The organism is Microbacterium sp. ZXX196 (genome assembly GCF_009709595.1).
GTDB lineage: Bacteria > Actinomycetota > Actinomycetes > Actinomycetales > Microbacteriaceae > Microbacterium > Microbacterium excoecariae.
The window spans coordinates 20,273-45,256 of record NZ_WMEE01000008.1 but is presented as its reverse complement, the minus strand read 5'-3'; the positions used below and the strand labels follow the sequence as shown (position 1 = coordinate 45,256).

General features: G+C 72.2%; 18 protein-coding genes. 4 read left to right on the top strand and 14 right to left on the bottom strand.

Features of this window, described 5'->3' with window-relative positions; genetic code table 11:
- Positions 1-19 precede the first annotated feature (19 nt).
- From GJQ66_RS08655 to GJQ66_RS08605, 11 genes are all read right to left on the bottom strand, one after another.
- The gene (locus GJQ66_RS08655) at positions 20-2,893 is read right to left on the bottom strand and encodes a glycoside hydrolase family 2 TIM barrel-domain containing protein (protein WP_155048939.1); all 2,874 of its coding nucleotides are present in this window, start codon (positions 2,891-2,893) and stop codon (positions 20-22) included.
- Between the two features lie 78 nt (positions 2,894-2,971).
- A complete protein-coding gene (locus tag GJQ66_RS08650) occupies positions 2,972-3,940 on the bottom strand; it encodes a serine hydrolase domain-containing protein (protein ID WP_368732824.1) in 969 nt (322 codons plus the stop codon).
- Complete coding sequence (locus GJQ66_RS08645) at positions 3,937-5,964, bottom strand: beta-galactosidase (RefSeq protein WP_368732823.1); 2,028 nt, start codon at positions 5,962-5,964, stop codon at positions 3,937-3,939. The genes GJQ66_RS08650 and GJQ66_RS08645 overlap by 4 nt, the downstream gene beginning before the upstream one ends.
- 26 nt (positions 5,965-5,990) lie before the next feature.
- Entirely contained in the window at positions 5,991-6,641 is a 651-nt protein-coding gene (locus GJQ66_RS08640) for a hypothetical protein (protein ID WP_230379476.1), read from the bottom strand.
- Positions 6,641-7,531 carry a carbohydrate ABC transporter permease gene (locus GJQ66_RS08635; protein ID WP_155048938.1) on the bottom strand — a complete coding sequence of 297 codons (891 nt, stop codon included), beginning with the start codon at positions 7,529-7,531 and terminating at the stop codon, positions 6,641-6,643. The genes GJQ66_RS08640 and GJQ66_RS08635 overlap by 1 nt, the downstream gene beginning before the upstream one ends.
- Complete coding sequence (locus tag GJQ66_RS08630) at positions 7,528-8,511, bottom strand: carbohydrate ABC transporter permease (RefSeq protein ID WP_155048937.1); 984 nt, start codon at positions 8,509-8,511, stop codon at positions 7,528-7,530. Before GJQ66_RS08630 ends, GJQ66_RS08635 begins: the two co-directional genes overlap by 4 nt.
- 58 nt (positions 8,512-8,569) lie before the next feature.
- Positions 8,570-9,865, bottom strand: a complete 1,296-nt coding sequence (locus GJQ66_RS08625) for an ABC transporter substrate-binding protein (protein WP_155048936.1) — start codon at positions 9,863-9,865, stop codon at positions 8,570-8,572.
- A gap of 166 nt (positions 9,866-10,031) precedes the next feature.
- Positions 10,032-11,312 carry an ABC transporter substrate-binding protein gene (locus GJQ66_RS08620; RefSeq protein ID WP_155048935.1) on the bottom strand — a complete coding sequence of 427 codons (1,281 nt, stop codon included), beginning with the start codon at positions 11,310-11,312 and terminating at the stop codon, positions 10,032-10,034.
- 205 nt (positions 11,313-11,517) lie between these two features.
- Positions 11,518-12,432 (bottom strand): PmoA family protein, encoded by a 915-nt coding sequence (locus GJQ66_RS08615; protein ID WP_368732822.1) that lies wholly within the window; start codon positions 12,430-12,432, stop codon positions 11,518-11,520.
- Positions 12,425-13,564 (bottom strand): Gfo/Idh/MocA family protein, encoded by a 1,140-nt coding sequence (locus GJQ66_RS08610; protein WP_155048934.1) that lies wholly within the window; start codon positions 13,562-13,564, stop codon positions 12,425-12,427. Before GJQ66_RS08610 ends, GJQ66_RS08615 begins: the two co-directional genes overlap by 8 nt.
- A gap of 458 nt (positions 13,565-14,022) precedes the next feature.
- Positions 14,023-15,792, bottom strand: a complete 1,770-nt coding sequence (locus GJQ66_RS08605) for an ABC transporter ATP-binding protein (RefSeq protein WP_155048981.1) — start codon at positions 15,790-15,792, stop codon at positions 14,023-14,025.
- 154 nt (positions 15,793-15,946) lie between these two features.
- Here GJQ66_RS08605 and GJQ66_RS08600 point away from each other — a divergent pair, with 154 nt between their 5' ends.
- The 3 genes from GJQ66_RS08600 (at position 15,947) to GJQ66_RS08590 (ending at position 18,850) form a co-directional block, all read left to right on the top strand.
- Positions 15,947-16,615, top strand: a complete 669-nt coding sequence (locus GJQ66_RS08600; RefSeq protein WP_155048933.1) for a rhamnogalacturonan acetylesterase — start codon at positions 15,947-15,949, stop codon at positions 16,613-16,615.
- Between the two features lie 14 nt (positions 16,616-16,629).
- Positions 16,630-17,637 carry a LacI family DNA-binding transcriptional regulator gene (locus GJQ66_RS08595; RefSeq protein ID WP_155048932.1) on the top strand — a complete coding sequence of 336 codons (1,008 nt, stop codon included), beginning with the start codon at positions 16,630-16,632 and terminating at the stop codon, positions 17,635-17,637.
- A gap of 64 nt (positions 17,638-17,701) precedes the next feature.
- Positions 17,702-18,850 carry an AI-2E family transporter gene (locus GJQ66_RS08590; protein ID WP_155048931.1) on the top strand — a complete coding sequence of 383 codons (1,149 nt, stop codon included), beginning with the start codon at positions 17,702-17,704 and terminating at the stop codon, positions 18,848-18,850.
- A 97-nt stretch (positions 18,851-18,947) separates the two neighbouring features.
- Here the strand turns inward: GJQ66_RS08590 and GJQ66_RS08585 are convergent, their stop codons facing one another.
- A complete protein-coding gene (locus GJQ66_RS08585) occupies positions 18,948-21,047 on the bottom strand; it encodes a PhoX family phosphatase (RefSeq protein ID WP_155048930.1) in 2,100 nt (699 codons plus the stop codon).
- 138 nt (positions 21,048-21,185) lie between these two features.
- On the bottom strand, positions 21,186-22,829 hold the full coding sequence (gene pgm / locus GJQ66_RS08580; protein ID WP_155048929.1) for a phosphoglucomutase (alpha-D-glucose-1,6-bisphosphate-dependent): 1,644 nt from the start codon (positions 22,827-22,829) through the stop codon (positions 21,186-21,188).
- Positions 22,830-22,908: 79 nt separating this feature from the next.
- On the opposite strand from pgm, the gene pheA reads away from it, so the two are divergent.
- Positions 22,909-23,862 (top strand): prephenate dehydratase, encoded by a 954-nt coding sequence (pheA, locus tag GJQ66_RS08575; protein ID WP_155048928.1) that lies wholly within the window; start codon positions 22,909-22,911, stop codon positions 23,860-23,862.
- A 58-nt stretch (positions 23,863-23,920) separates the two neighbouring features.
- On the opposite strand, the gene GJQ66_RS08570 is transcribed toward pheA, so the two are convergent.
- On the bottom strand, positions 23,921-24,964 hold the full coding sequence (locus GJQ66_RS08570; protein ID WP_155048927.1) for an LLM class flavin-dependent oxidoreductase: 1,044 nt from the start codon (positions 24,962-24,964) through the stop codon (positions 23,921-23,923).
- Positions 24,965-24,984 lie beyond the last annotated feature (20 nt).

The following is a 24,984-nucleotide window of genomic DNA, read 5'->3' as shown; positions in this document are numbered from 1 at the left end:
GAGGGGGCGCCGCGTCGCGTCAGGCCGACGCCTCGAGCAGGAACGAGGCGCGGAACGCGCCCGGCGCCAGGCGGTGCCGCGGCAGCGCCCCCGGGCCGCAGCTCGCCGTGCCCGCGCCGTACTGCGCGAGGTCGATCGACACGTGCGTCTTGCCGTCGGCCGTGAGGTCCCAGTTGTGCTCGGCGCGCGCGATCTCGGCGCGCGCGGCGCGGGAGACCGTGAGGGCGAACGGATCCCCGAGCGCGCGTATCCGGAGCGCCCCCGCGGCCGTCTCGACGGTCGCGTCGACGACGCCCTGCCGGGCGCCGCTCTCCTGCGGGCGGATGTGGTCGACCGTCAGGTCGTCCGGCGCGATCTGCCACCACCCGAAGGCGGCGCCGTCGACCATGTCCGGCGCGGCCGAGACGGGGCCGAGGCCCGCATAGGCGAGGCCCGTCGGCGCCGCGTCGATCGTGAGGTCGAGCCCGAGGCGGGCCCAGTCGACGGGCCACGAGCCCGTGGGGTCGATCTCGACGTCGAGCTGGACGGCCGCGGGGCCGACCGCCGTGTAGGTCAAGCGCGCGTCGATCCCGCAGTCGAGGATCGGCGGGGCCGTGCGGGTGCGGATCCGGGCGGATCCGCCGTCGGCCTCGAACGCGACGAGCCGCGAGACGGTGCGGTCGTAGCCGGCCTGCTCCCAGCGCTCGGCGACGCGGCGCGGGTCCGCCTCGCCGTGGAGGCGGCCGTTGTCGTTGTCCGTCGGCGCGCGCCAGATGCCGATCGCCGGGCCGGTGATCTCGAGGGCGCCGAGTCCGCGGAGCGCGCCCGTGGTCTCGTCGAATCGGGCGGCGGGATCCGCGGTGGCAGCGGGGGCCGCGGCGCGCGGGGTGCGCGCGTCCTGCCCCGCACCGATCGCGTGGCCCGCGGGCGCCCACGGCGCGTCGGCGAGGGTAACCGCCTCGACCGTCAGGACGTCGGCCGTCGCGGCGTCGCGGGGCGCGCGGGCCTCGTCCGGGAGCGCGACCTCCGCGGCCGAGCGCGCGGGGCACGCCGGTGCGGGGATCCGCCCCTCGGCGACCGTCTCGCCGTCGACGACGCGCCGCCACACGAGCTCGAAGCCCGAGAGGTCGGCGTGGTCGAAGCGGTTCGCGACGTCGACCGAGGCGCGCGCGGCGTCGACCGCGAGGCGCACGGGCGCGATGACGGCCGCGTAGTGCGTCAGGCCGGGGCGCGGCTCGCGGTCGGGGGAGACGAGGCCGTCGATGACGAAGTTGCCGTCGTGCACGTCCTCGCCGAAGTCGCCGCCATAGAGGATCCGCCTGGTGCCGTCCTCGCCGCGCACCGCGAGTCCCTGCTCGGCCCACTCCCACACGAACCCGCCCACGAGGCGCGGGTACGCCTCGAACAGGTCCCAGTACTCGCGGATCCCGCCCGGGCCGGTGCCCATCGCGTGCACGAACTCGCACTGCAGGAACGGCAGGCTCGCGCGCCGGGCCTCGGCCGCGGCCGCGTCGGTCGCGGGGCCCGCGAGGCCCTCCTCGCCGATCTGGCGCACCTCCTCGTGGCTCGCGTACATCCGCGAGTACACGTCGGTGTAGCGGCACGACCAGTCGCCCTCGTAGTGCACGAGGCGCGTGGGGTCGAACTGCTTCGTCCACAGCGCCATCTGGTCGAGGTTCGTGCCCGTGTGCGACTCGTTGCCGAGCGACCACATGATGACCGAGGCGTGGTTCTTGTCGCGGTGGACGGTGCGCGCCATGCGGTCGAGGTAGGCGTCGCGCCAGGCCGGATCCGCGCTGGGGTTGCCGCGCCAGCCCACGTACTCGAACGCGTGGGTCTCGAGGTCGCACTCGTCGATGACCCAGAAGCCGAGCTCGTCGAACAGGTCGAGCGTGTCGGGGTGGGGCGGGTAGTGCGAGGTGCGGATCGCGTTGATGTGGTGCCGCTTCATGAGGAGCAGCTCGTCGCGGACGAAGTCGGCATCGTAGACGCGGCCGCGCTCGGGGTGGTGCTCGTGGCGGTTGACGCCGCGCAGCATGATGGGGGCGCCGTTGACGAGAAGCTCCGTGTCGCGCACCTCCACGCGCCGGAAGCCGACCCGGATCCGCACCGTCTCCCCGGCGGTCGACACCTCGGCGTCGTAGAGCCGCGGCGACTCCGCCGACCACGGCGCGACGGCGCCCGCGGCGACCGTGCCGCGCGCGGGGGCGTCCACGCCGAGCTCGGGGATCCGGATCCGCGCCTCCGCGTCCGCGTCGACGTCGATCTCGAGGGACCCGGCGCCCGTGGCGGCGTCGAAGTCGGCGCGCACGAAGACGTCGCGGATCCCGGACGCGGGGCGCGCGAGGAGGGTGACGCTGCGGAAGATCCCCGGCAGCCACCACATGTCCTGGTCCTCGAGGTAGCTCGCGTCGCTGAACTGCGCCACCCGCACGGCGAGGCGGTTGGTGCCCGGGCGCAGCGCGGTCGTCGCGTCGAACTCGTGGGTGAGGCGGCTGCCGCGCGTCGTGCCGAGAACGGCGCCGTTCAGCCGCACCTCGGCGGCCGACTCGATGCCGTCGAAGCGCAGCGTCTGCGCGGCGTGGCCGGCAACGTCGGGGTCGACCTCGAACTCGACGACGTAGTCGCCGATCGGGTTCGCGTCCGGCGGGAAGGGCGGATCCAGCGGGAACGGCATCTGCACGTTCGAGTACGCGGGCGACCCGTGGCCCTGCAGGTTCCAGTGGCCGGGGACCTCGATCGTCGACCAGGCGCTCACGTCCGCGCGGTCCCACTCCCCGCCCGGCGCCGCGCGCAGACTGGGGGACACGCGGAAGCGCCAGGATCCGTCGAGGAGCTGGCTCGGCGCGTCCGAGCGCATCCGGGCGCGGGGCGGCGACGACCCGGTTCCGGGCGAGGTCTGGGCGATCTGCATGCGGGGTGCTCCATTGCGTGGGGTCAGCAGGGTCACCTCAGATCATGGCACCGATTCGGCGCCCTCCCGCCCGGGCGCCTATACCCCCGACACCACCGCGTTGTCGATCGCGTCCAGGTCGACGCCCGGGCGGACCGCGCGGTTCGTCAGGAGGACCCACGCGAGGCCCGCCGTGGGGTGGATCCAGAACTCCGTCCCCGACCAGCCGCCGTGCCCGTACACGTCGCGGTCGATGAGGCCCGGCGCGCGCGTGCGCAGGTTCCAGGAGAAGCCCCAGTCCTGCCCGCGCTCGGCGGGATACGGCTCGAGCCGCGGGATGTCGCCGGTCAGCGGCCGGCGCATCATGGCGAGGGTCGCCGGCCGCACGATGTCGCCGCCCCCGGCGAGGAGGGCGGATCCGATGTTCAGGAGGTCCTCCGCGCGCCCGATCAGGCCGGCGCCCGGGTGGCGGAGCGCGGCCATCCGGGCCACGTTGAGGCCCTGCTCGGCGGCGTCGACGACGGGGTGCGGATCCGCGGACTCCTCGAGCGTGAGGCTCGTCGCCCCGGCCGCGCGCGCGAAATCGGCCACCTCCGCGTCCCACGCGCGGCCCGTGGCGTGGCGGATTAGCTCCGCGACCCCCTCGAACGCGATCGACGAGTAGCGCGACGCGGCGCCCGCGGCGAAGTCGCGCCCGGGGCGGCGCAGCGCGGCCGCGAGCCCCTCCGGCGCGTCGAGGGCCGGTTCGATCAGGCCCGAGGTGTGACTGACGAGGTGCCGCAGCTGCACGACGTCCTCGCGGCCGGCGCCGACCTCGGGCACGGCGTCGGCCAGGGGCGTGAGCGGCGTCAGAAGCCCGCGTTCGATCGCCCGCGCCGCCGCGAGGCCCACGAGCGGCTTCGTGATCGAGAACAGGCGGAAGTGGTCGCCCGTCCGCGCGGGCCGCTCGGCCGTCCCGCCGAACGCCTCGAGGGTCGTCGTGCCGCGAGCGGTCGCGATGCCGAAGACGGCGGCGGGCAGCCGGCCCGCCTCGACGTGCGCACGGACGAGGCCCGCCGCCGCGCTCACGCGCGCGCCCGCGGCGCGACGACGAATGCGTACTCCTGCGGCGCCAGGGTGCGCGTGCCGAACGGATCCGCGGATCCGAGGAGCGTGCCCGGCGCGGTCACGGTCGCGGGGACGGATCCGTGGTTGATGAGCGTGAGGAGCTCGCCGCGGCGGGCGACCTCGACGCCGTCCGGCACCTCGGCGATCTCGCCCGTCACGCCCGCGTCCCCCAGCAGCGCGCCCACGACGTCCCCCAGCGCATCCGGCGAGGGCATCGTCGCGAGGTACCACGCGGATCCGTCCCCGTACGCGCGGCGCGTGAGCGCGGGGCGCCCCGCCGACGGCCCGTCCGTGAACGCGGCGACGACGTCGGCGTCGTCGGCCCACACGGCCTCGGCGACGATCGTGCCGGATCCGGACACCCGGCCCGCGAACGCCGCGTACGCGCGCGGGTCGTGGGCGGCCGCGGCGGATCCCTCCTCGCCCGCGCGCTCGGCGACCGTCGCGCGGGCCGGGGGAACGAGCGCGCGGAAGTCCTCGAAGGCGACGCCGAGGACGGGGCCGAGCTGGGTGAGGAAGCCGCCGACGCGGAAGCGGTCGTTCGCGTCGACGACGTCGGTGAACGGTCCGGCGGCGAGGACGCCGCCGTCCGCGACGAAGCGCGACAGGGCCGCGGCGCCCGCGTCGCGCAGCAGGTAGAGGAACGGCGCGATCGCGAGCTTGTACCGGGCGTCGACCTTCTCGGGCGGCACGATGTCGACCATGACGCCGCGGCGCACGAGCGCCGCGTGCCAGTCGCGCACGAGCTGCAGGTAGTCGAGGCGCGTCGGGTGGCCCTCGCCCTCCACGGCCCACCAGTTTTCCCAGTCGAACACGAGCGCGACGGGGGCGTCGTCGCCCGGATCCGGCAGCTCACCGAGGCGCCCGAGCGCCTCGCCGAGCGCGACGGCTTCGTGCCACGTGCGCGTGCGGGTGCCGGCCTGCGGCAGCATCGCCGAGTGGAACTTCTCGGCGCCCGCGCGGGACTGCCGCCACTGGAAGAACAGGATCCCGTTCGCGCCGCGGCCGATCGACTGCGCCGTCTCGGCGGCGAGCTGCCCGTCCACCTTCGAAGGGTTCGCGGGGCGCCAGTTCACGGCGTCGGTCGCCTGCTCCATGAGGATCCACGGCGTGCCGCGCTTGAGGGAGCGCACGAGGTCGCGCTGGAAGGCCGTCGTGAGCGGGCGGGCCGGATCCAGCGGATCCGGATAGCAGTCGTCCGTGATGACGTCGATGTCGTCGGCCCAGGACGCGTAGTCGGCGGGCGGGAACGCGCCCATCATGTTCGTCGAGATGGGCTGGCTCGCGCCCGCGGCCCGGATGATGTCGCGCTGCTCGCGGTACACGGCTAGCCACGTGTCGGACATGAAGCGCTTGTAGTCCAGTACCTGAGAGGGGTTGCGGATGAAGGGCGCCTTGCGCGGAGGGAAGACCTCGTTGATCGAGGAGTAGCGCTGCGACCAGAACGCGGTGCCCCAGGCCTCATTGACGCCTTCGACGGATCCGTACCGCTCGAGGAGCCAGGCGCGGAAGGCGTCGCGCGCGGAGTCGGAGAACTCCTCGTTGAGGTGGCAGCCGAGCTCGTTGTCGACGTGCCACATGACGATGGCCGGGTGATCCGCGTAGCGCTCGGCGAGGCGCCGGACGAGCTCGCCCGCGAGGCGCCGCCAGGTCGGGGAGGAGGGGGAGTGGTGCTGGCGGGATCCGTGCCAGTACGGCGCGCCGTTCTCGTCCGCCGCGAGCGTGTCGGGGTGCTTGGTCGTCACCCACGGCGGCGCGGAGGCGGTGGCCGTGGCGAGGTTGACGCCGATGCCGCCGGCGTGGAGGAGGTCGATGACCCGGTCCAGCCACGCGAAGTCCCACGTGTCGGGGGTGGGCTGGATCCGCGACCAGGAGAAGATGCCGAGGCTCACGGTGGTGACGCCGGCCTCGCGCATGAGCGCGACGTCCTCGGGCCAGATCTCCTCCGGCCACTGGTCGGGGTTGTAGTCGGCGCCATACAGCACGTGTGTGTCTCCTGGGGGTCAGGGGGTTAGGGGGTGCGGCGGCGGGGGCGCTGGGGGACCGCCGCGGCCGCAAGGGTCGCGCACCCGATGGCGGGCACGACGAGGGGCACGAGCATCCAGCCGGCGAGGGCGACGAAGGCCGCCGCGATCGCGTGATACGCGGCACCGGCCGGATCCGCGCCCACGGCGGCCGGGAGCGCGCGCAGCGCGCCCGCCCACCCCAGATCGGGCGACCACAGCCCGGCGGCGAGGACGAGCGCCCCGCCCGCGAGGGCGGCGACGACCCAGCCGGCCGCCGCAATCAGCCCGCCGCCCGGGAGCGCCCCGGACCCGGCGAGCACGATGTCGAGCGCCAGCACGCCGGCCAGCACGACGGCGCCCGCGCCGACCGCGAGGCCGGCGGGGAGCGCGCGAACGAAGTCGCGCCAGAGCGCCCGGTAGGGGGATCCGTCGGCCCGCGCGAACCGGCGCAGGTGGCGGATCCCCGCGGCCAGCGCAGCGGGGAGGGTGACGAGGGGGAGGCCGAGGACCGTGACGATGATGCCGACGAGCAGCACCTCGCCGAGCAGCGCGAACGCCCCCGAGGCGCCGGGGTTCGCCCCGGGCTCGGCGTCGGTCGGGCCACTGCCCGACCGGGCGATGCGGCGCGCCTCGCGCTCGGCCTTCCCCATCGCCATCAGCCCTTCAGGCCCTGGGTCGCGACGCCGTTGACGAGGAACCGCTGGAACACGATGAAGAACAGCAGCACGGGGATCAGGGCCACGAACGAGGCCGTCACGGTCGCGCCGTAGTCGCTCGTCGAGGTCTGGTCGTTGTACAGCCGCAGCGCGATCGGGAGCGGGTAGTTCTCCGGGCTGTTGAGGTACAGCAGCGGCGCGAGGAAGTCGTTCCAGGTCCAGATGAACGTGAAGATCGCGCTCGTGATGAGGGCGGGCTTGATGAGCGGCAGCGTGATCGACCAGAAGATCCGCAGGTGGCCGGCGCCGTCGATGCGCGCGGCCTCGTCCATGTCGCGCGGCAGGTTGCGGATGAACTGCACCATGAGGAACACGAAGAACGCCTCGGTCGCGAGGAACTTCGGGAGGATCAGCGGCACGAACGTGTCGACGAAGCCGAGCTTGTTGAACCAGATGTACTGGGGGATGATCACGACGTGCACGGGCAGCAGCAGCGTGCCGATCATGGCGGCGAAGAAGATGCCGAGGCCCTTGAACTTCACGCGGGCGAACGCGTACGCCGCGAGCGAGCTCGACAGCAGCGTGCCGACGACCGCCGACACGGCGAGGATCGTCGAGTTCAGGAAGAACCGCCACATGGGGACCCCGCCGATGCCCTCCGACACGGTCGCGTAGTTCGACAGGGTCGGATCCCAGGGGATGAGCCCCTGGTTCTGGCCGAACTCGGCGTTGGGCTTGAACGTGGAGGCGAACAGCCAGATCAGCGGGTAGATCACCACGGCGGTGATCGCGAGGAGAACGACGAACCAGACCACCGTCTGCCAGGCGCGACGGGTCATGCGGCGTCGCGGGGCGGGCTTACCGGTCGTGACGAGGGCGGTGGCGGTCATCGGTCGTCTCCCGAGTAGTGGACCCAGTTCTTCTGGGTGCAGAACAGGATCACGGCGATGATGGCGACGGCGATCATCACGACCCAGGCGATGGCGCTCGCGTAGCCCATTTGGGTGTCCGTGAATCCGCGCTTGTAGAGGTACAGGGTGATGAAGTTCGTCATGCCGGCGGGGCCGCCGGTGCCGTTCGAGATGATGTAGGCCGAGGCGAACACCTGGAACGCGCCGATGAGCTCGATGAGCAGGTTGAAGAAGATCACCGGCGAGAGCATGGGCAGCGTGACGGCCTTGAAGCGGCGCACGGGGCCCGCGCCGTCGACCTCGGCGGCCTCGTAGAGCTCCTTCGGGACCTGCTTGAGGCCCGCGAGGAAGATCACCATCGTGGCGCCGAACTGCCACACGGCGAGGAGGATCATCATCGGCACGACGAGGTTGACGTTTCCGATCCACCCGCCGAGGTTGATGCCGATCGCCGACAGGGCCGTGTCGACGGGGCCGTCCGTGTTGAACATCGCGCGCCACACGATCGCCACCGAGACCGAGGCGCCGATGAGCGAGGGGGCGTAGAACGCGGATCGGAAGAACGCGGCGCCGCGGTCGCGGTAGTTGAGCAGCAGCGCGATCGCAAGCGCCGCGGCGAGCTTGATCGGGGTGCCCACGAGGACGTAGACGAGGGTGATCTGCGCCGACTGGATGAACTGCGGGTCGTCCGTGAATAGGCGGATGTAGTTCTCAAACCCAACCCATTCGGGGGCGGTGAAGAGGTTGTACGACGTGAACGAGAGGTACAGCGAGTACGCCATCGGGCCGACCGTGAGGCCGAGGAACCCGATCATCCACGGGGTGAGGAAGGCGTATCCGGCGAGGGTCTCGCGGAGATTCCGACGGCGCTGCGCGGGCGTCGCTGTGCCGCGCTGCCTTGGTGGCTTCAGCCCCGCCCTGTTCGCCGTGACGACGGCTCTCGTTGTTGTCGTTGACATGATCTCCCGATCGGTGGGTGGTGGGCGGGGCGGCGTCGCCCCGCCCACCGGGGTGTACTCAGTTGAGGATGACGTCCATCTCGGAGAAGAACTGGTCGACGGCCTCGTCGACCGTGACGGTGCCGTAGCCGAGCTCCTGGCCCAGCTGACGGAACTTCTCCTCGAGGGTGCCGTAGCCGACGATCGGCACGGGCGGGGCGTCGCCGAGGCGATCCGCGATCGAGGCCTCGTAGTCGCGCACCTGCTGGCTGAGCTCGTCGAGCTCGGCGGCCTCGAGGGCCGTCTCCGAGGCCGGCAGGCCGCGGTTCGTGCCGAAGATCTCGCCCGACTCGGGCGAGTTCACGAGGAAGTCGACGAGGAGCGCGGACGCCTCGGGGTGCTCGGTCGTCGCGGCGACCGAGTGGAGCATCGAGGGCTTCAGGTAGAGGTCCTGCGCGCCCTCCTCGACGATCGGCGGGGCCTGGAGCGTGAGCTCCGTGTAGTCCCCGCCGAGGTTGCCGAGGTAGCCGGCGCCGAAGTTGTCCCACGTGCCCTCGCTGAGCACCTGCGCCGTGTCGAAGCCGCCGAGCGGGTACACCTCCTCCGCCTTCGCAGACGGGAAGGCGCCCTCCTCGCGGATCGCGGATCCCTGCTCCCAGAACGCCCGCAGGTCGTCCTCGGTGAAGTTCGGCTCGCCGTCCTCCGTGAACAGGTCCTCGCCCATCGCGCGCTGCTGGAGCTCGAAGAGCTGGATCCGTCCCGTCCAGTCGCTCGCGCCCCAGACCTCGCGGCCGTTCTCGTGGGCCGTGGCGGTCGCGTCGGCGATCCACTGGGTGTACTCCTCGTAGGTGCCGCCGGCGAAGTCCTGCACGCCGACCTCGTCGAGGAGCTTGGGGTTGCTGAACAGGCCCCACGCGTTGGTCGAGGTCGTGATGCCGTAGTTGCCGTCCGCGACCTCGCCGATCGCGAGGATCTCCTCGGAGAGGGCGGAGTCGTCGATCTCCTCGCCGACGTAGGGGGCGAGGTCGAGCAGGAGGCCGTTCTCGGCGTACTGGCGCAGGTAGGAGTAGTCGAACTGCATCACGTCGGGCAGGCCGCCGCCGGCCGCCTCGGTCTGACGCTTCTCCCAGTAGGCGGGGAAGTCCAGGAACGAGCTGTTGATCGTGATGTTCGGGTACTCCTCGGTGAAGGCGTCGAACGCCTGGTCGTACAGGTCGGCGCGCACGTCGTTGCCCCAGAAGGTGAAGGTCAAGGTGATCTCCTCCTCGGGGTCGAAGCCGTCGCCCCCGCCCGACCCGCTGGAGCAGCTGGTCAGCACGAGGCCGCCCGCGACCGTGACGGCCGCTGCGGCGAACAGAGTGGTTTTGCGGAACATCGGTGTCCTCTCAGAACGTCATCGTTCAGGCCCGGTCTGCGGTGATCCGGGTGGCGCATGGGAAAGCGCTTGCCGGTGATCTTAGGGCGAACGCGAAACGATTCACAAGAGGGTGGCGGATCCGGCCCCGCGCCGTTGCCTGATCGTGACGCGGGGCCGGAAGGCATCAGCCGAGGAGGACGTCAGCCTCGCTGAAGAACTGCTCGACGGCCTCGTCGACGCTCACCGTGCCGAGCCCGAGCTCCTTGCCGAGGTCCCAGAACTTCTGCTCGAGCGAGCCGTAGCCGACCACCGGGGCGGGCGGGGCGTCGCCGATGCGGTCCTCGACCGAGGTGAGGAAGTCCGCGACCTGCTGGTCGGGGCCCTCGAGCGTCGCGCCGTCGAGCTTCGTCTGCGACGCGGGGAAGCCGAGCGACGTGCCGAAGACGGCGCCCGCCTCGGGGCTATTCACGACGTAGTCGAGGAAGATCGCGGCGGCCTCGGGGTGCTCGCTCGACGAGGAGACGGCCATCTGCAGGCCCGCCTGGCGGTACAGGTCCTGCGAGCCGACCTCGGCGGTCGGGGGCGCGACGATCGAGATGCTCTCGGCGCCGGAGTCGCCGAGGTAGCTCGCGATGAAGTTGCTCCAGCTGGCCTCGCTCGCCGTGAGGTTGGCGCCGAAGCCCGAGACCGGGTTGATCTCCTCGAGGCTCTGCTGCGGGACGACGACGCCGTCGCGATCCGCGGATCCGCCCTCCCAGAACGCGCGGAGGTCGTCCTCCGTGAAGCCGAGCTCGCCCTCCTCCGTGAAGAGGTTGCCGCCGGCGGCGCGCAGGACCATCTCGAAGTTCTGGATCCGCTGCGTGTAGTCCGTGCCGCCGTAGACCTCGCCGTCGGTGGCCTCCGTCACGGACGCCATCCACTCCGAGTACTCCTCGTAGGTGGTGCCGCCCGCGTAGGGCTCGATGTCGTACTCGGCGAGGATGTCGTCGTTCAGGAAGACCGACCAGGTGCTGTAGCCGAGGGGCAGCGAGTACTGCGCGCCCTCGAGCTGGCCGGTGCCGAGCAGGCCCTCGTCGATGGCGTCGGTCGCCACGTAGTCGCCGTACTCGCCGAGGTCGGCGAGCAGGCCGTTCTCGGCGTACTGGCGCAGGTAGGTGTCGGAGAACTGCCACACGTCGGGCAGGCCGCCGCCGGCCGCCTCGGTCTGGCGCTTCTCCCAGTACGCGGGGAAGTCGCTGAACGAGCTGTTGATGGTGATGTTCGGGTACTCCTCGTTGAAGGAGTCGATGAGGTCCTGGTACCGCTGCGCGCGGTCGTCGTTGCCCCACCACGTGAAGGTGAGTTCGACCTCGGCCTCGGGGTCGTACTCGCCGCCGCCCGCGTCGCCGGAGCAGCCGGCGAGGGCGAGGGAGCCGATGCCGATGCCGGCCGTGATGGTGAGGATGCGCCTCGTGCGTCGCGTCATTGCTGGTGCTCCTTAGTGCGTCGTTGCGAAGGAATGCCGCGCCTCCCGAGACATTGGAAAGCGCTTCCCGAGGCACGATATTGCATCCCTAAACGTTTCACAAGTGCGCGGGGGAGATCCACTCGGGGCGCGGCCGCGCGCGGCGTGGCGCGCGCGCAGCGGCAGGCGGCGCGCCGCGGACCCACCCACGCGCGCGCCGCCCGGATCAGGGGGCGGTCGCGGCCGCGAGGGTGGCGATCTCGCCGGGGGAGAGCGCCGCGTCGGCGATGACGACGCGGTGCGCGAGGTCGAGCCGCTCGCCCGGCGCCAGCGTGACCGTCTCGTCGAACGTCGGCGACGGCGCGAGCACGGGGAACGGCTCCGAGCGCACGAACCAGCGCACGGGCGGCTCGGCCGAGCTGGCGCCCGCGAACGCCAGGATCGTCGCTCCGCCGTCGACCTCGTCCAGCTGCCCCGACAGCGCGAGCCACGGCTCGGCGGATCCCATCACGGCGTCGGCGGCGGACCCCACGAGCCCCGGGTGTGCGGGCGTCGTCACGGCGCCCGAGGTGAACGAGCGCGCGAGCCGCAGGAAGAGCCCGGAATAGCCCGCGTTCTCTCGGCCGAGCGTCGTGGGGCTGCCGAGCACGAGGTCGTGATCCGCGATCGAGGTGAGGCTCGAGGTGATGTCGAGCGCCCAGGTCCCGCGGTCGGTATCGACGCCGTGGAACCGGTGTGTCCGGTGTTCGGCCAGCCACGGTTCGCCGGCCTGCGTGATCCAGGTGAGCTCCTCGGTGACGGTGGCCTCGGATCCGCCCTGCACGCTCGTGAACCGGTCGTGCCGGATCCGCCCGACGTTGTCGAGCGGCACGTATCCCTCGCCGTGCACGTACGTGTTGCCGCCCCAGAAGTTCTGCCCCGACACGTCGGTCAGCGTCATCTGCAGGCCCTTGTGCCAGCGGTGATCCCACGGGCGGTAGCCAGTCACGGTCGCGCCCGACAGGGTCCGCAGCGGGTGGAGGAAGGGCTTGGGCCCCTCGAAGACCGGCGCGTCGTCGGAGAAGACGTAGCGCGCGATCTCCACCCCCGTGGCGGTCACGGCGAGGGCGCGGTCCTCCTCGGCGATGCGGACCTCAGACACGCGCGGCCTCCGGGCGCGCGGAGCGGATCGTGCCGGCGTGGATCCGCGCGGTCGCGTCTGCGGGATCGGATCCGGCCATGGATCGGTAGAACGGGTCGCCGGGCACGAGCTCCTCGCGCGCCACCGAGCGGCCCTCGAGCGCCGACTTGTACATGCCGGCGGCGAGCTCCATGATCCGGCGGCCGTCGTCGCCGCTGGCGACGGGGCGCTCGCCGCGCTCCATCGCCGCGATCACCTGCGCGAACTGCGGGGCGTGCGAGTCGCTCGCGACGTTCTCGCGCGGCGCCCACGACGCTGCCTCCTCCGCCAGGACGCCGGGGGCCGGGGTCCACGTCCAGTGCGCGTTGTCGTAGCCGTAGAGGTGCTCGACCTCGACGGTCGCGCGCTCGAAGTCGATGCGCACGGCGCTCGTCTCACGGGGCGACAGCAGGCTGTTGGTGATCGAGCACATCGCGCCCGAGGCGAAGCGCACGCTCGCCATCGACACGTCCTCCGTGTCGGTCTCGCGGGCGAGGGTCGACATGACGGCCGAGACGTCGGTCCATTCCCCGAGGAGCGAGAGGAGCATGTCGACCTGGTGGATCCCGTGTCCCATCGTCGGGCCGCCGCCCTCGGTCGCCCACTTGCCGCGCCACGGGACGGCGAAGTACGCCGGATCCCGGTACCAGAGCGTGTCGCAGCGGGCCACGAGGGGGCGCCCCAGGGATCCGTCGGCGATGAGTTCGCGCAGGCGCACGGCGGCGGATCCGAAGCGGTGCTGGAAGACGTAGGAGGCGAAGGGGCCGTGCGCGCCCTCGTGCTCGGCGATCGCGTCGTAGTCGGCGAGCGAGAGCGTCGGCGGCTTCTCGGAGAGCACCCACGCGCCCGCGCGCAGGGCGGCGATCGCGGCGTCGCGGTGGGCGACGGGCGGGGTCGCGAGCGTCACGAGCTGCGGGGACTCGGCCGCGAGCAGCGCGTCGAGGTCGGAGTACCACGCGGGGATGCCGAATTCGGCGGCGGCGGCGCGCGCCGCGTCGGCGTTGACGTCGCAGACGGCGACGACCTCGACGCGGTCGCCGAGGGCGGCGAGGCTCGGCAGGTGCTGGCCGCGGGAGATGGCTCCGGTGCCGACGACGGCAACGCGAATGGGCATGGGGCTCCTTTGCTCGGGCGCGTGGGAAAGCGCTTGCCGACACCCTACGCGGTCCGTCGCGACCAGGCTAGCCCCGGCCGGCGACATCGTTCAGCGGATCCTGGGCTCGCGCTGGCGCGTCGACAGGAGATCCCCCGGTGGATCCGAGGATCCGCAGGCCGCCGTCATCACCGCGACGGGTGACATGGGAGGCATATCAGGCGCGAGAGGAGGTGAGGACGATGGACGGAATCCTGCAGGCAGTGGTCGCGCTCCCGCTCATCGCGGTGGTGCTGGCGATCGCGCTCGAGCCGCTCGTCGGTGATCCCGCGTGAGGCAGGGGTGCCCCGTCGCCCCCCCGCACAACGCAGTCAATATTTGCCCCCGGCGACGAGATCACGCCGATCGCGGGGCGGGCGGCCGAAAATTGACTGCGTTGTGCTGGCGGGCCGCGCCCGCAGCGGCCCGCCAGCCCCCGCCTACCCCGCCTGCGTGCGGTGGAGGTCGGCGTAGCGGCCGCCGCGGGCGACGAGATCCGCGTGCGTGCCGACCTCCACCACCCGGCCGCGCTCGAGCACGACGATCCGGTCCGCGCGGCGGATGGTCGACAGCCGGTGCGCGACCACGAGCGTCGTCCGCCCGCGCATCAGCCGCTCCAGCGCCTCCTTCACGAGCGCCTCCGACGACGGATCCAAGGCGCTCGTGGCCTCGTCGAGGAGCAGGATCCGCGGATCCCTCACGAGGGCCCGCGCGATCGCAATCCGCTGCCGCTGCCCGCCCGACAGGCGCGCCCCGCGCTCGCCGACGACGGTGTCCCAGCCGTGGGGCTGCTGCGCGACGAACTCCCACGCGTTCGCGTCTTCGAGCGCCCGGCGGACGCGGTCGTCGGAGACGCCCTCGAGCCCGTAGGTGACGTTGTCGCGGACGGAACCCTCGAACAGCACCGACTCCTGCGGCACGACCGAGACGAACCGGCGCACCGTGCGCATGTCGAGGCCGTGCGCGTCGACATCGTCGACCAGGAGGCGCCCCGAGGTGGGACGGACGAAGCCGAGAACGAGGTTCAGGAGGGTCGACTTGCCGGATCCGCTGGACCCGACGAACGCGACCGTCTCGCCCGCGCGGATGTCGAGGCTGACGTCGTCGAGCGCGGGGGACTCGGCGTCGGGGTACGTGTGGCTCACGCGGTCGAGCGCGACGTCGCCCGCGACCGCATCGACCTCGGCCCGGCCGTCGTTCTCCTCGAGGTCGGGCTCCTCGAGCACTTCGGCGATCGAGCGGACCGACTCGACGCCGCGCGTGGCGACGGGGATGAGCATGAGGATCTGCGTCAGGCCCTGCGTGAGGAGCGTGAAGTATGCCGAGAGCATGACGACCTCGCCGGGGGTGATGGGGAGGATCCCCGTGAGCGAGAACGTGGCGGCGAGCACGAGGCAGAACGCGCCGAGCATCTGCATCGCGACCCACGACATCGAGGCGATCCGCCCGTTGAGCATGTCGAGCACCATGCCCGCGCGGCGCACCTCGTCGGCGCTCGTCGCGACGCGCGAGACGGCCGTGCGCTCGAGCCCGTGCGCGCGCGTGATGGGAATGAGCGATGCCATCTCGCCAACGCGGGCGGCGAAGCCCTCCATCTCCCGGCGGAACGCCTCGTTGTGCACGCGGGAGCGGCGGGCGGAGAACCAGCGGATCCCGATCGCGAGGGGGACGGCGAGGAGGTAGACGGGGAGGAACTCGGGGACCTTGATCGCCGTCATCGCGAGCGCGCCGACGAGCACCATGGTGGCCGAGAGCAGCGGGTGCGTGACCTGCTGCAGCATGAGCTCGATGTTCTCGACGTCGCGGACGACCTTCGTCTGCAGGATTGAGGCGCTCACGCGCGAGTGGTAGCCGATCGAGAGGCTCTGGAGGCGGTCGGCGAGCGCGTTGCGGAGGTCGGCGCCGGTGTCGCGGACGACGGTCATGAACATCCGCGTATACACGAGGTGGTTGGGGTAGTTCTGCAGGAGCAGGGCGGAGGCGAGCGCGAACCACCACCACACGGCCGAGAGCTGCCCTCCGGCGGCGACGATGTCGACGATCGCCGCCGTGATCACGGGCATCCCCCAGAGGGGGATTTCCTTGAGCGTGAACGCGAGGATCGCGAGCGTCATGCGTCCCGGCCGGCGCGCGAGGAGGCGGAGGATCGTGCGGGTGGGTCTTCGGCCATCTACGCGCGTCGAGGTGTGGGAAAGCGCTTGCTGCGGCATGATGTCCATCATGCCGTTTCCTCACCGTCGAGGGAACGGCCCCTATGTCCACATTTCTCCGGTAAGTCTCACCGGAATCCGGTGAGACTTACCGGAGAAATGTGGACATGCGGGGCGCACCTCAACGACGAGCACACCCACAGCGAGGCCCACCATGACCTACCACCTGGCCGGCGATTCCACGGTCGCGGCCTGCCCGCCCGAGGAGCAGCCCATGTCCGGATGGGGCGCGCACCTCGCGCCCCACGTGCCGGATCCCGTCCGGAACCTCGCCTTCGGCGGCGCCACGACGGCGACGTTCTGTGAGGACGCCTGGCCCCGCCTGATCGACGAGGTGCGCGCGGGCGACACGGTCGTGATCCAGTTCGGCCACAACGACCAGAAGGATCCCGCGCTCGCGTCCCGCGGCGGGTACCGCGAGCGCCTGGCCGGCATGGTGCGCGAGGTGCGGGAGCGCGGCGCGACGGCCGTGCTGTGCACCTCGTGCGAGCGTCGCTGGTTCGACGGCGACCGCGTCACGCCCACGCACGGCGACTACCCCAACGCCGTCCGCGACCTCGCGGCCGAGCTCGATGCGCCCCTCATCGACCTCACGGCGTTCACGACCTGGCTGTACGAGGACGCCGGGCCCGACGGATCCGTGGGTCTGCTCAGCCACTTCGCGCCCGGCGAGCACCCGCACTGGCCCGACGGGCTCGCCGACGACACCCACTTCCACGAGCGCGGCGCTCGCCGCATCGCGGCATACGTTGGGCGGCAGCTGCGCGCGATCCGGCGCCTCGACGGGGACGCCCCCGCGCGCGGAAGCTCCCTGGTGAGCTGAGCATGCAGGGGGGAATGACCAAGCGGGTCGGGATCCGCGACGTTGCCGAGCACGCGGGCGTCTCGATCGCGTCGGTCTCGAACGCGCTCAACCGCCCGGAGCAGGTCAGCGACGCGCTCCGGCAGCGCGTGACCGCGTCGGTCGCGACGCTCGGGTACGCGCCGATGCCCGCCGCCCGCCAGCTCCGCGCGGGGCGTAGCGGCCTCATCGGGATGACCGTGATCAACATCTCCAACCCCTTCTTCGGATCCCTCATCGCGGGCGCGGAGGAGGCCGCGTCCCGCGCGGGGATGCGGGTGCTCGCGGGCAACAGCGACGACGACGCCGCGCAGGAGCGGGACCACCTGGGGCTGTTCGAGAGCGTGCAGGTCGAGGGCGCGCTCGTCGCCCCGTTCAGCGACCCGCACGCCGCCGCGGCGCGCCTGCGGGGGCGGGGGATCCCCGTCGTGCTCGTCGACGGCATCGACGCGGGCGGGCAGCTCGCCTCCGCGTCCTTCGACAACGTTGCCGGGGGCACGCTCGTCGCCGAGCACCTCCTCGCGCTCGGCCGCCGCCGCCTCCTGTTCCTGGGCTCGCGCGACGAGCTCCCGCAGGTCCGGGACCGCGCGGAGGGCGCGCGCCGGGTCGTGCGCGCGGCGGGGCTCGATCTCGCGGCCACGCGCCTGCCGCGCACGGATCCGCTCTCGGGCGCGCAGTTCGGCGCCCAGGTCGCGGGGTGGGATCCGCGCGACCGCCCCGACGCGATCTTCTGCTCGAACGACCACCTCGCGATGGGCGTTGTGCGCGCGCTCCTCGACGGGGGCGTGCGCGTGCCCGAGGACGTCGCGGTCGTGGGCTATGACGACACGCCGCTCGCGACCGTCGCGGCGGTGCCGCTGACGTCGGTGCGGCAGCCCGCGGTCGAGATGGGGCGCCGGGCGGGCGAGCTCCTCATCGAGCGGATCCGCGACCCCCGCGCCGCGCCCGAAGCGATCGTCTTTCCCCCCGCGCTCGAGGTGCGGGCCTCCACCGTCGGCGCGTGACGCGCGCCGCGCGACATTCCGGGGTGCCTGCGGCAGGATGGGCGCAACGACAAGGGGGAGATCCATGTTCTTTGGACGCCGCACGCCCGCACGACACGCACCCGACCCCGTTCCCGCGCCCACCGCGCCCGCGCGCGGGGCCTGGCGCGACGGCATGGGGATCCTCGCGACGCGGGCGATTCAGATCATCGCGGTCGTCGTGCTCGCCGTCGGCGTCATCTGGGGCATGCGCCAGATCACGGTCGTCGTCATCCCGGTGCTCCTCGCGCTGATCCTCGCGTCGGCGTTCGAGCCGGTGATGAAGTGGCTGCGCGCGCGCATGCCGTCGGTGCTCGCGACCGTGATCCTGCTCCTCGCGATCATCGGGGTGATCGGCGGCATCGGGTGGGCGATGGTCCGCGCCGTGCTGGCGCAGTGGGACGACCTCTACCAGAGCGCCGTGAGCGGCATCGATCAGGTCATCGACTGGGTGAACACGCTGCCGTACGCGCCGGATCAGGCGCAGCTCGACCAGTGGTGGGCCGCGCTCCAGGACTTCGCGACGAGCGCGCAGTTCGGCTCGAGCGTCGGCAGTGGCGCGGTCGCGGGCGTGAGCGCCGTCGCCACCTTCATCACGGGCCTCGTCCTCATGGCCGTCGTGCTGTTCTTCTTCCTCAAGGATGGGCCGCTCCTGTGGGGCTTCGTCCTGCGCCCCTTCGAGGGCGAGTGGGAGGCACGCATGCAGCGGGTCGGATCCAAGACGGTCGACACCCTGGGCGCCTACGTTCGCGGGACGGCGGCGGTCGCGGCGGTCGACGCGATCGGCATCGGCGTGGGGCTCGCGATCCTGCAGATCCCCCTCGCGCTCCCGCTGACGCTCCTCGTGTTCCTGCTCGCGTTCATCCCCATCGTGGGCGCGACGCTCGCCGGGATCCTCGGGGCGCTCGTCGCGCTGGTCGATGGCGGCTTCATGAACAACGGCCTGCTCGCGGCCATCATCGTCGTCGCGATCGTCGTCGGGGTGAACCAGCTCGAGGGCAACTTCCTCCAGCCCGTGCTCATGGGCCGGGCGCTGAAGCTCCACAGCCTCGTCGTCCTGATCGCGCTGACGGTCGGCACGCTGCTGGCGGGCGTTCTGGGCGCCGTCCTCGCGGTGCCGCTGACCGCCGTGCTGTGGGGCATCATCCAGGTCTGGGACGGCGAGGGCCGCCCCGCCCGCTGGGCCCGCCCGTAGCGCGGCGCCCCGTTCGCCCCTAAGTCCACAAGTCTCCGGTAAGTCTCACCCGGATCCGGGTGAGACTTACCGGAGAATTGTGGACGTGCGCCGCGGCCTACGCCCGCGTGACCTGAATCACGCTGGGGCGCGGGCCGCCCCACGTGCCGCCCGCGAGGGATCCGGGAGCGGCGTAGTCGGGGAAGTAGGAGTTCGGGGATCCCCAGGATCCGTCCTCGCCCGGGTGCTGCACCGCGACGAACACGCTGCCGTCGGCGTCGTGGATCACGGGCCCGCAGGTCTCGGCGTCGCGCGGGACGGCGAGGAACTGCTGCACGTGGCCGCGCTCGGCCCCTTCGAGCGGCACGAGGAAGAGCCCGTCGTTGTAGCCGATGCTCGAGGGCTGACCGTCGGTCGAGATCCACAGGTTGCCCGCGGAGTCGAACGCGAGGTTGTCGGGGCACGAGATCGGCGAGACCTTCTCGGCGGGGAAGCCCGCGAAGTAGGTGTTCGGGTTCGTCGCGGGGTCGCCGGCGAGGATGACGATGCTCCACCCGAACGTCGTCGAGGTGAGGTCGCCGCCCGCCTCCGTGATCTCGATCACGTGGCCGTCCCGGTTCGTGTTGCGCGGGTTGGGCTCGGTCGCGCCCTCGTTCGACCCGACGCCGCGGTTCGAGTTGTTCGTGCACGCGACGTACACGCGGCCCGTGCGCGGGTTCGGCTCGACGTCCTCGCAGCGGTCCATCTTCGTGGCGCCCACGGCGTCGGCCGCGAGGCGGGTGTAGACGAGCGCCTCCTCGGTCGTGAAGCCCGCGACCGCGCTCTCGCCGTCGACGACGAGCGGCAGCCACTCGCCCGCGCCGTCGAACGCGCCGTCGCTCGGCAGGGCGCCGGATCCCGTGATCTCGCTGACGGGCGAGTCGCCCGTGAACTTCGCGACGTAGAGGGATCCGTGGCTCAGCAGCTGCTTGTTCGCCGCGCGCGCCTTCTTGCCGTTCCCGGGCCGGAAGGTGCCCGACGAGACGAACTTGTAGAGATAGTCGAAGCGCTCGTCGTCGCCCATGTACGCGCCGACGTGGCCCGACGTGCCGACGACGACGTTCGCGCCCTCGTGCTTCATGCGCCCGAGCGCCGTGTGCTTGACGGGCGCCTCGTCGGGGTTGTCGGGGTCGATCTCGACGATCCACCCGAATCGGTTCGGCTCGTTCTCGTACCCGCTCTGGCGGGCGTCGAAGCGCGGATCCACCGCCTCCCAGCCGTACGAAGACGCGCCCTCGGTGATCCCGTAGCGGGCGTTGCCGGGGGTCGTGCCGTCGGCGCGGAAGTACCCGTTGAAGTTCTCCTCGCCCGAGACGATCGTGCCCCAGGGGGTCGTTCCGCCCGCGCAGTTGCCGAACGTGCCGTTCACGGTCCGGCCGTCGGGGTGGTCGGTGGTCTTCAGGAGGTCGGATCCGGCGGCCGGCCCGTCGAACACCATGGGCGTGTCCGCCGTGATGCGGCGGTTCTTGGGCGCGCCGACGATGTATCTCCAGGGCTGGCCGCGGTGGGCGCGCTCGAGCTCGACGACCGAGAAACCGTGCGCGGCCTTCGTCACGCGCACCTGCTCGAGCCGCTCCTCCTCCGAGGCGGCCGGCGGGAACATGATGCCCGCGTTCGTGTACTCGTTGTTCGCGGCGAGGACGGCGCGCTTGCCGTTCGGCTCCGCGATGATGTCGAGGTAGTCGTTGTTGTAGCCGAACTGCCGGGCCTGCTTCGCGGCCGTCTGGTGCGCGGGGTCGAACGCGTCGGCGGCGTCGAACAGCGGGTCGCCCCAGCGGATGACCGGCGTCCAGGTGAACCCGTCCGGGATCGTCACGGCATCGACCGTGTTCGGCACCGGCGCGATCGGCGTGAAGCCGAACGCGGCGCCCTTGTCGCGCCCGAGGACCTGCGCCGTCGTCGCCTGCGCGGGGGATCCGCCGGCGAGCGAGGACCCGATGACGACGGCCGCGGCCGCCGCGGCGCCGCCCGCGAGCACGGCGCGTCGGCTGAGCGCGGCGCCGGCGATGTCGCGGAAGTAGCCGTTGTCCGACGTGTTGGGCGCGGGGTGGAAGCACGCGTTATCGCACTTGTAGAGGCACGTGACGGCGCTGCGCTTGCCGTGCGTGCGGCCCGTCATGAGCAGGTTCAGCAGCGGGCGCCGGCGGCCGTCGGCGGGCGAGGGGATCGTGTCGGTCATGCGTCCACGCTCGCCCGCGAAGGTGACCTCTAGCCCGGCCGCGCGTGAACGGACGGTGAACGCCGCGGGGGCACCTCGTGACGTAGGTCTGCCTAAATGGTGACTTCTGCCCGGGGTGCCCGGGGAGACGGATCCGCGCTACGCGCCGAGCACGGCCGCGACGATCTCGCGCGCCTCCGCCTGCACCTCGGCGAGGTGCTGCGGGCCCTTGAGGCTCTCGGCATAGAGCTTGTAGACGGCCTCCGTGCCCGAGGGGCGCGCGGCGAACCACGCGAACTCGGTCTGGACCTTCAGCCCGCCGATCGCGGCCCCGTTCCCGGGCGCCTCCGACAGCTTCGCGGTGATCGAATCCCCCGCCAGCGTCTCGGCCGCCACGTCCTCCGGGGCGAGCGCCTTCAGCGCGGCCTTCTCGGCGTCCGACGCGGGGGCATCCACGCGCTCGTAGGACGAGGCGCCGTACTCGGCCTCGAGCTCGGCGTAGCGCGCCGACGGCGTCTTGCCCGTGGCCGCGATGATCTCGGCGGCCAGCAGGCAGAGGATGATGCCGTCCTTGTCGGTCGTCCAGACCCCGCCGTCGTGGCGGAGGAACGAGGCGCCCGCGGATTCCTCGCCGCCGAAGGCGACGGATCCGTCGATCAGCCCCGGCACGAACCACTTGAAGCCGACGGGCACCTCGAGAAGGGGCCGGCCGAGCTCGGCGGTCACGCGATCGATGATCATCGACGACACGAGGGTCTTGCCGACCGCGGCCGACGCGGGCCAGCCCGGCCGGTGGGCGAACAGGTAGTCGATCGCGACGGCGAGGAAGTGGTTGGGGTTCATCAGCCCCGCGTCGGGCGTGACGATGCCGTGGCGGTCGGCGTCGGCGTCGTTGCCCGTGAGGACGTCGAACTCGGCGCGGCGCGCGACGAGGGAGGCCATGGCGGAGGGGGAGGACGGATCCATGCGGATCTTCTCGTCCCAGTCGAGCGTCATGAACTTCCACGTCGGGTCGACGTCGGGGTTGACGACCGTGAGCTCCAGCCCGTAGACCTCGGCGATGAGCTGCCAGTACTCGACGGAGGCGCCGCCGAGCGGATCCGCCCCGATCCGCACCCCGGCGCGGGCGATCGCGTCCATGTCGATCACGTCCCCGAGGTCGCGGACGTAGACGTCGCGGAAGTCGTACGACCCGACCGCCCCGTCGACGATGTCGCCGTAGCGCACGCGCTGGACGCCCTCGAGGCCGGCGGCGATGAGCTCGTTCGCGCGGTCGGCGATCCAGCCCGTCGCGTCGGTGTCGGCCGGGCCGCCGTGCGGCGGGTTGTACTTAAAGCCGCCGTCGGCGGGCGGGTTGTGGCTCGGGGTGACGATGATGCCGTCGGCGCGGGCCGGGTCGTCGGCCGCCAGGTCGCGGTTGTGGCGCAGGATCGCGTGGCTGAGCGCGGGCGTCGGCACCCAGGCGTCGCGGGCGTCGGCGCGCACGTCGATCTCGTTCGCGACGAGGACCTCGAGCGCGGTGCGCTCGGCGGGCAGCGAGAGCGCGTGCGTGTCGCGGCCGAGGTATACGGGGCCGGCGATGCCCTGCGCCCTGCGGTAGTCGACGATCGCCTGCGTCGTGGCGAGGATGTGGTCCTCGTTGAAGGTCGTGGCGAGGCTGGATCCGCGGTGCCCGCTCGTGCCGAACGCGACGCGCTCGGCGGGAACGTCCGGGTCCGGCTTCCGGTCGTAGTACGCGGCGATCAGGGCGTCGATGTCGACGAGGTCCTGGGGCTCTGCGGGCTGTCCGGCGCGAGTGCTCATGGATCCAGTGTGCCAGGTGGGCGTTACCGAACGGTGACGTGGGCGGATCCGCTCCCCGCGCTCCGCGTACGCTGTGACCATGACCGAGACCCCCGCCTCCCCGCGCACCTACAGCTATCTCGGGCCGGCGGGGACGTTTACGGAGGCCGCGCTCGCGCAGGTCGAGGAGGCGCGGGGGCAGGCGTGGCGGCCCGTCGCGAACGTGGGGGCGGCGCTCGCCGACGTCGCGAGCGGCCGGTCGCACGGCGCGATGATCGCGATCGAGAACACGGTCGAGGGCGGCGTCTCGAGCGCCCAGGACGCGCTCGCGAACACGCCGGGGCTGCGGATCATCGGCGAGTACCTGGTGCCCGTGTCGTTCGTGCTCGTCGCCCCGCGCGGCACGCGGCTGGAGGACGTCACGGACGTGGCGGCCCATCCCGTCGCGTACGCGCAGTGCCTCGAGTGGCTGGGGCGGAACGTGCCCGGCCACACGCAGGTCATCGCGGCGAGCAACGTCGCCAGCGCGATGGGCGTGCTCGACGGATCCCTCCCCGCGCACGCGGCGATCGCGGCGCCGGGCGTCGTGAACCACTACGACGTAGACGTGCTGGCCGAGGGGATCGGGGACAACCCGGACGCCGTGACCCGCTTTGTGCTCGTGACGCGCACCGTCGTGCCGCCGGAGAAGACCGGGGCCGACAAGACCTCGCTGATCGTCGAGTTGCCGAAGGAGGTGCCCGGCGCGCTCGTCGAGATGCTCGAGCAGTTCGCGACACGCGGCATCAACCTCAGCCTCATTCAGTCGCGCCCCATCGGCGACCGCCTCGGGCGGTATCGCTTCGTCATCGACGCCGACGGGCACGTCTCGGACGAGCGGATGGCCGACGCGCTCAAGGGCCTCAAGCGCTTCAGCCCGCACGTGATGTTCCTCGGGTCCTACCCCCGCGCGGACCGCGAGCGCGTGCACGCCGAGGCCCGCTACGCGGACGAGTCCTTCGCCGACGCGCGCGACTGGCTCCGCGGCATCCTCGCGGGCGCCGACGAGGAGTAGGTCGCGGGCGGCTCGGCCGCCGGGGCCTCCGGCACCGAGCGTCCTACAGCACAGGCCCCTACAGCGCCGCCGCGAGCAGCTCGAGCGTCGCGAGGCGGCCCGGGGTCTCGTCCAGCGGATCCGTCCGGTACGCGCCCGCCGACGGCGAGATCATGATCTCGTCGACCCCGTGCGTCTCGGCGAACGCGCGCAGCTCGTCCGCCACGCGCGGCGCCTCGCCCACGAACCAGCGCTGGCGGTTCTGCTGGATGAGCGAGTCCTCGAGCGCGTCCGACGGGTTCTCGCGCACCTCGTCGATCGTCTCGATCTTGCGCATGGGCTTGTTCGACCGCAGGCGCGCGAACTGGCGCAGCTGCGGCAGCGCGCGCTCCTCCGCGAGGGCCTGCGTCTCGGCGACCACGACGTTCGCCGTGACGAAGGACCGCGGATCCGGGTGCCGCTCGCTCGGCTGGAAGCCCTGGCGATACAGCGCCATCGCGCGCTCGAGGCCGTCGCCCGCGAAGTGGTTCGCGAACACGTACGGCAGGCCGAGCTGCGCGGCGAGCTGGGCGGAGAAGTCGCTGGATCCGAGTAGCCACACCTCGGGCGCGCTCGACGCGTCCGGCGTCGCAGTGACCTCGTACGTGCCGCCGGAGGTGAAGCGCACGGTCGCCCCGTCGCGCTCCATCAGCTGGATGATGTTCTGCACGTGCTCCGGGAACTGCTGCGCCTCGCTCGTCGTCCCCGAGCGGCGCAGGAGCTGGGTGATCACGGGGTCGCTGCCCGGCGCGCGCCCGAGCCCGAGGTCGATGCGGCCCGGCGCGATCGCCTCGAGCGCCGCGAACTGCTCCGCAACGATGAGCGGCGCGTGGTTCGGCAGCATGACGCCGCCGGACCCCACACGGATCCGCTCCGTGCGCGCCGCCGCGGCCGCGATGAGCACGGGCGGCGACGTCGAGGCGACGGCCGGCATGTTGTGGTGCTCGGCGAACCAGTAGCGCCGGTAGCCCAACCGGTCGGCGGCCTGCGCCAGCGCGATCGACGACGCGATCGCCTGCGGCGTGGTCTGGCCCGTGCGCACGGGGACGAGGTCGAGGACAGACAGTGCGGGAGTGGTGCTCATCGCTTGTCGAGAACCGCGGA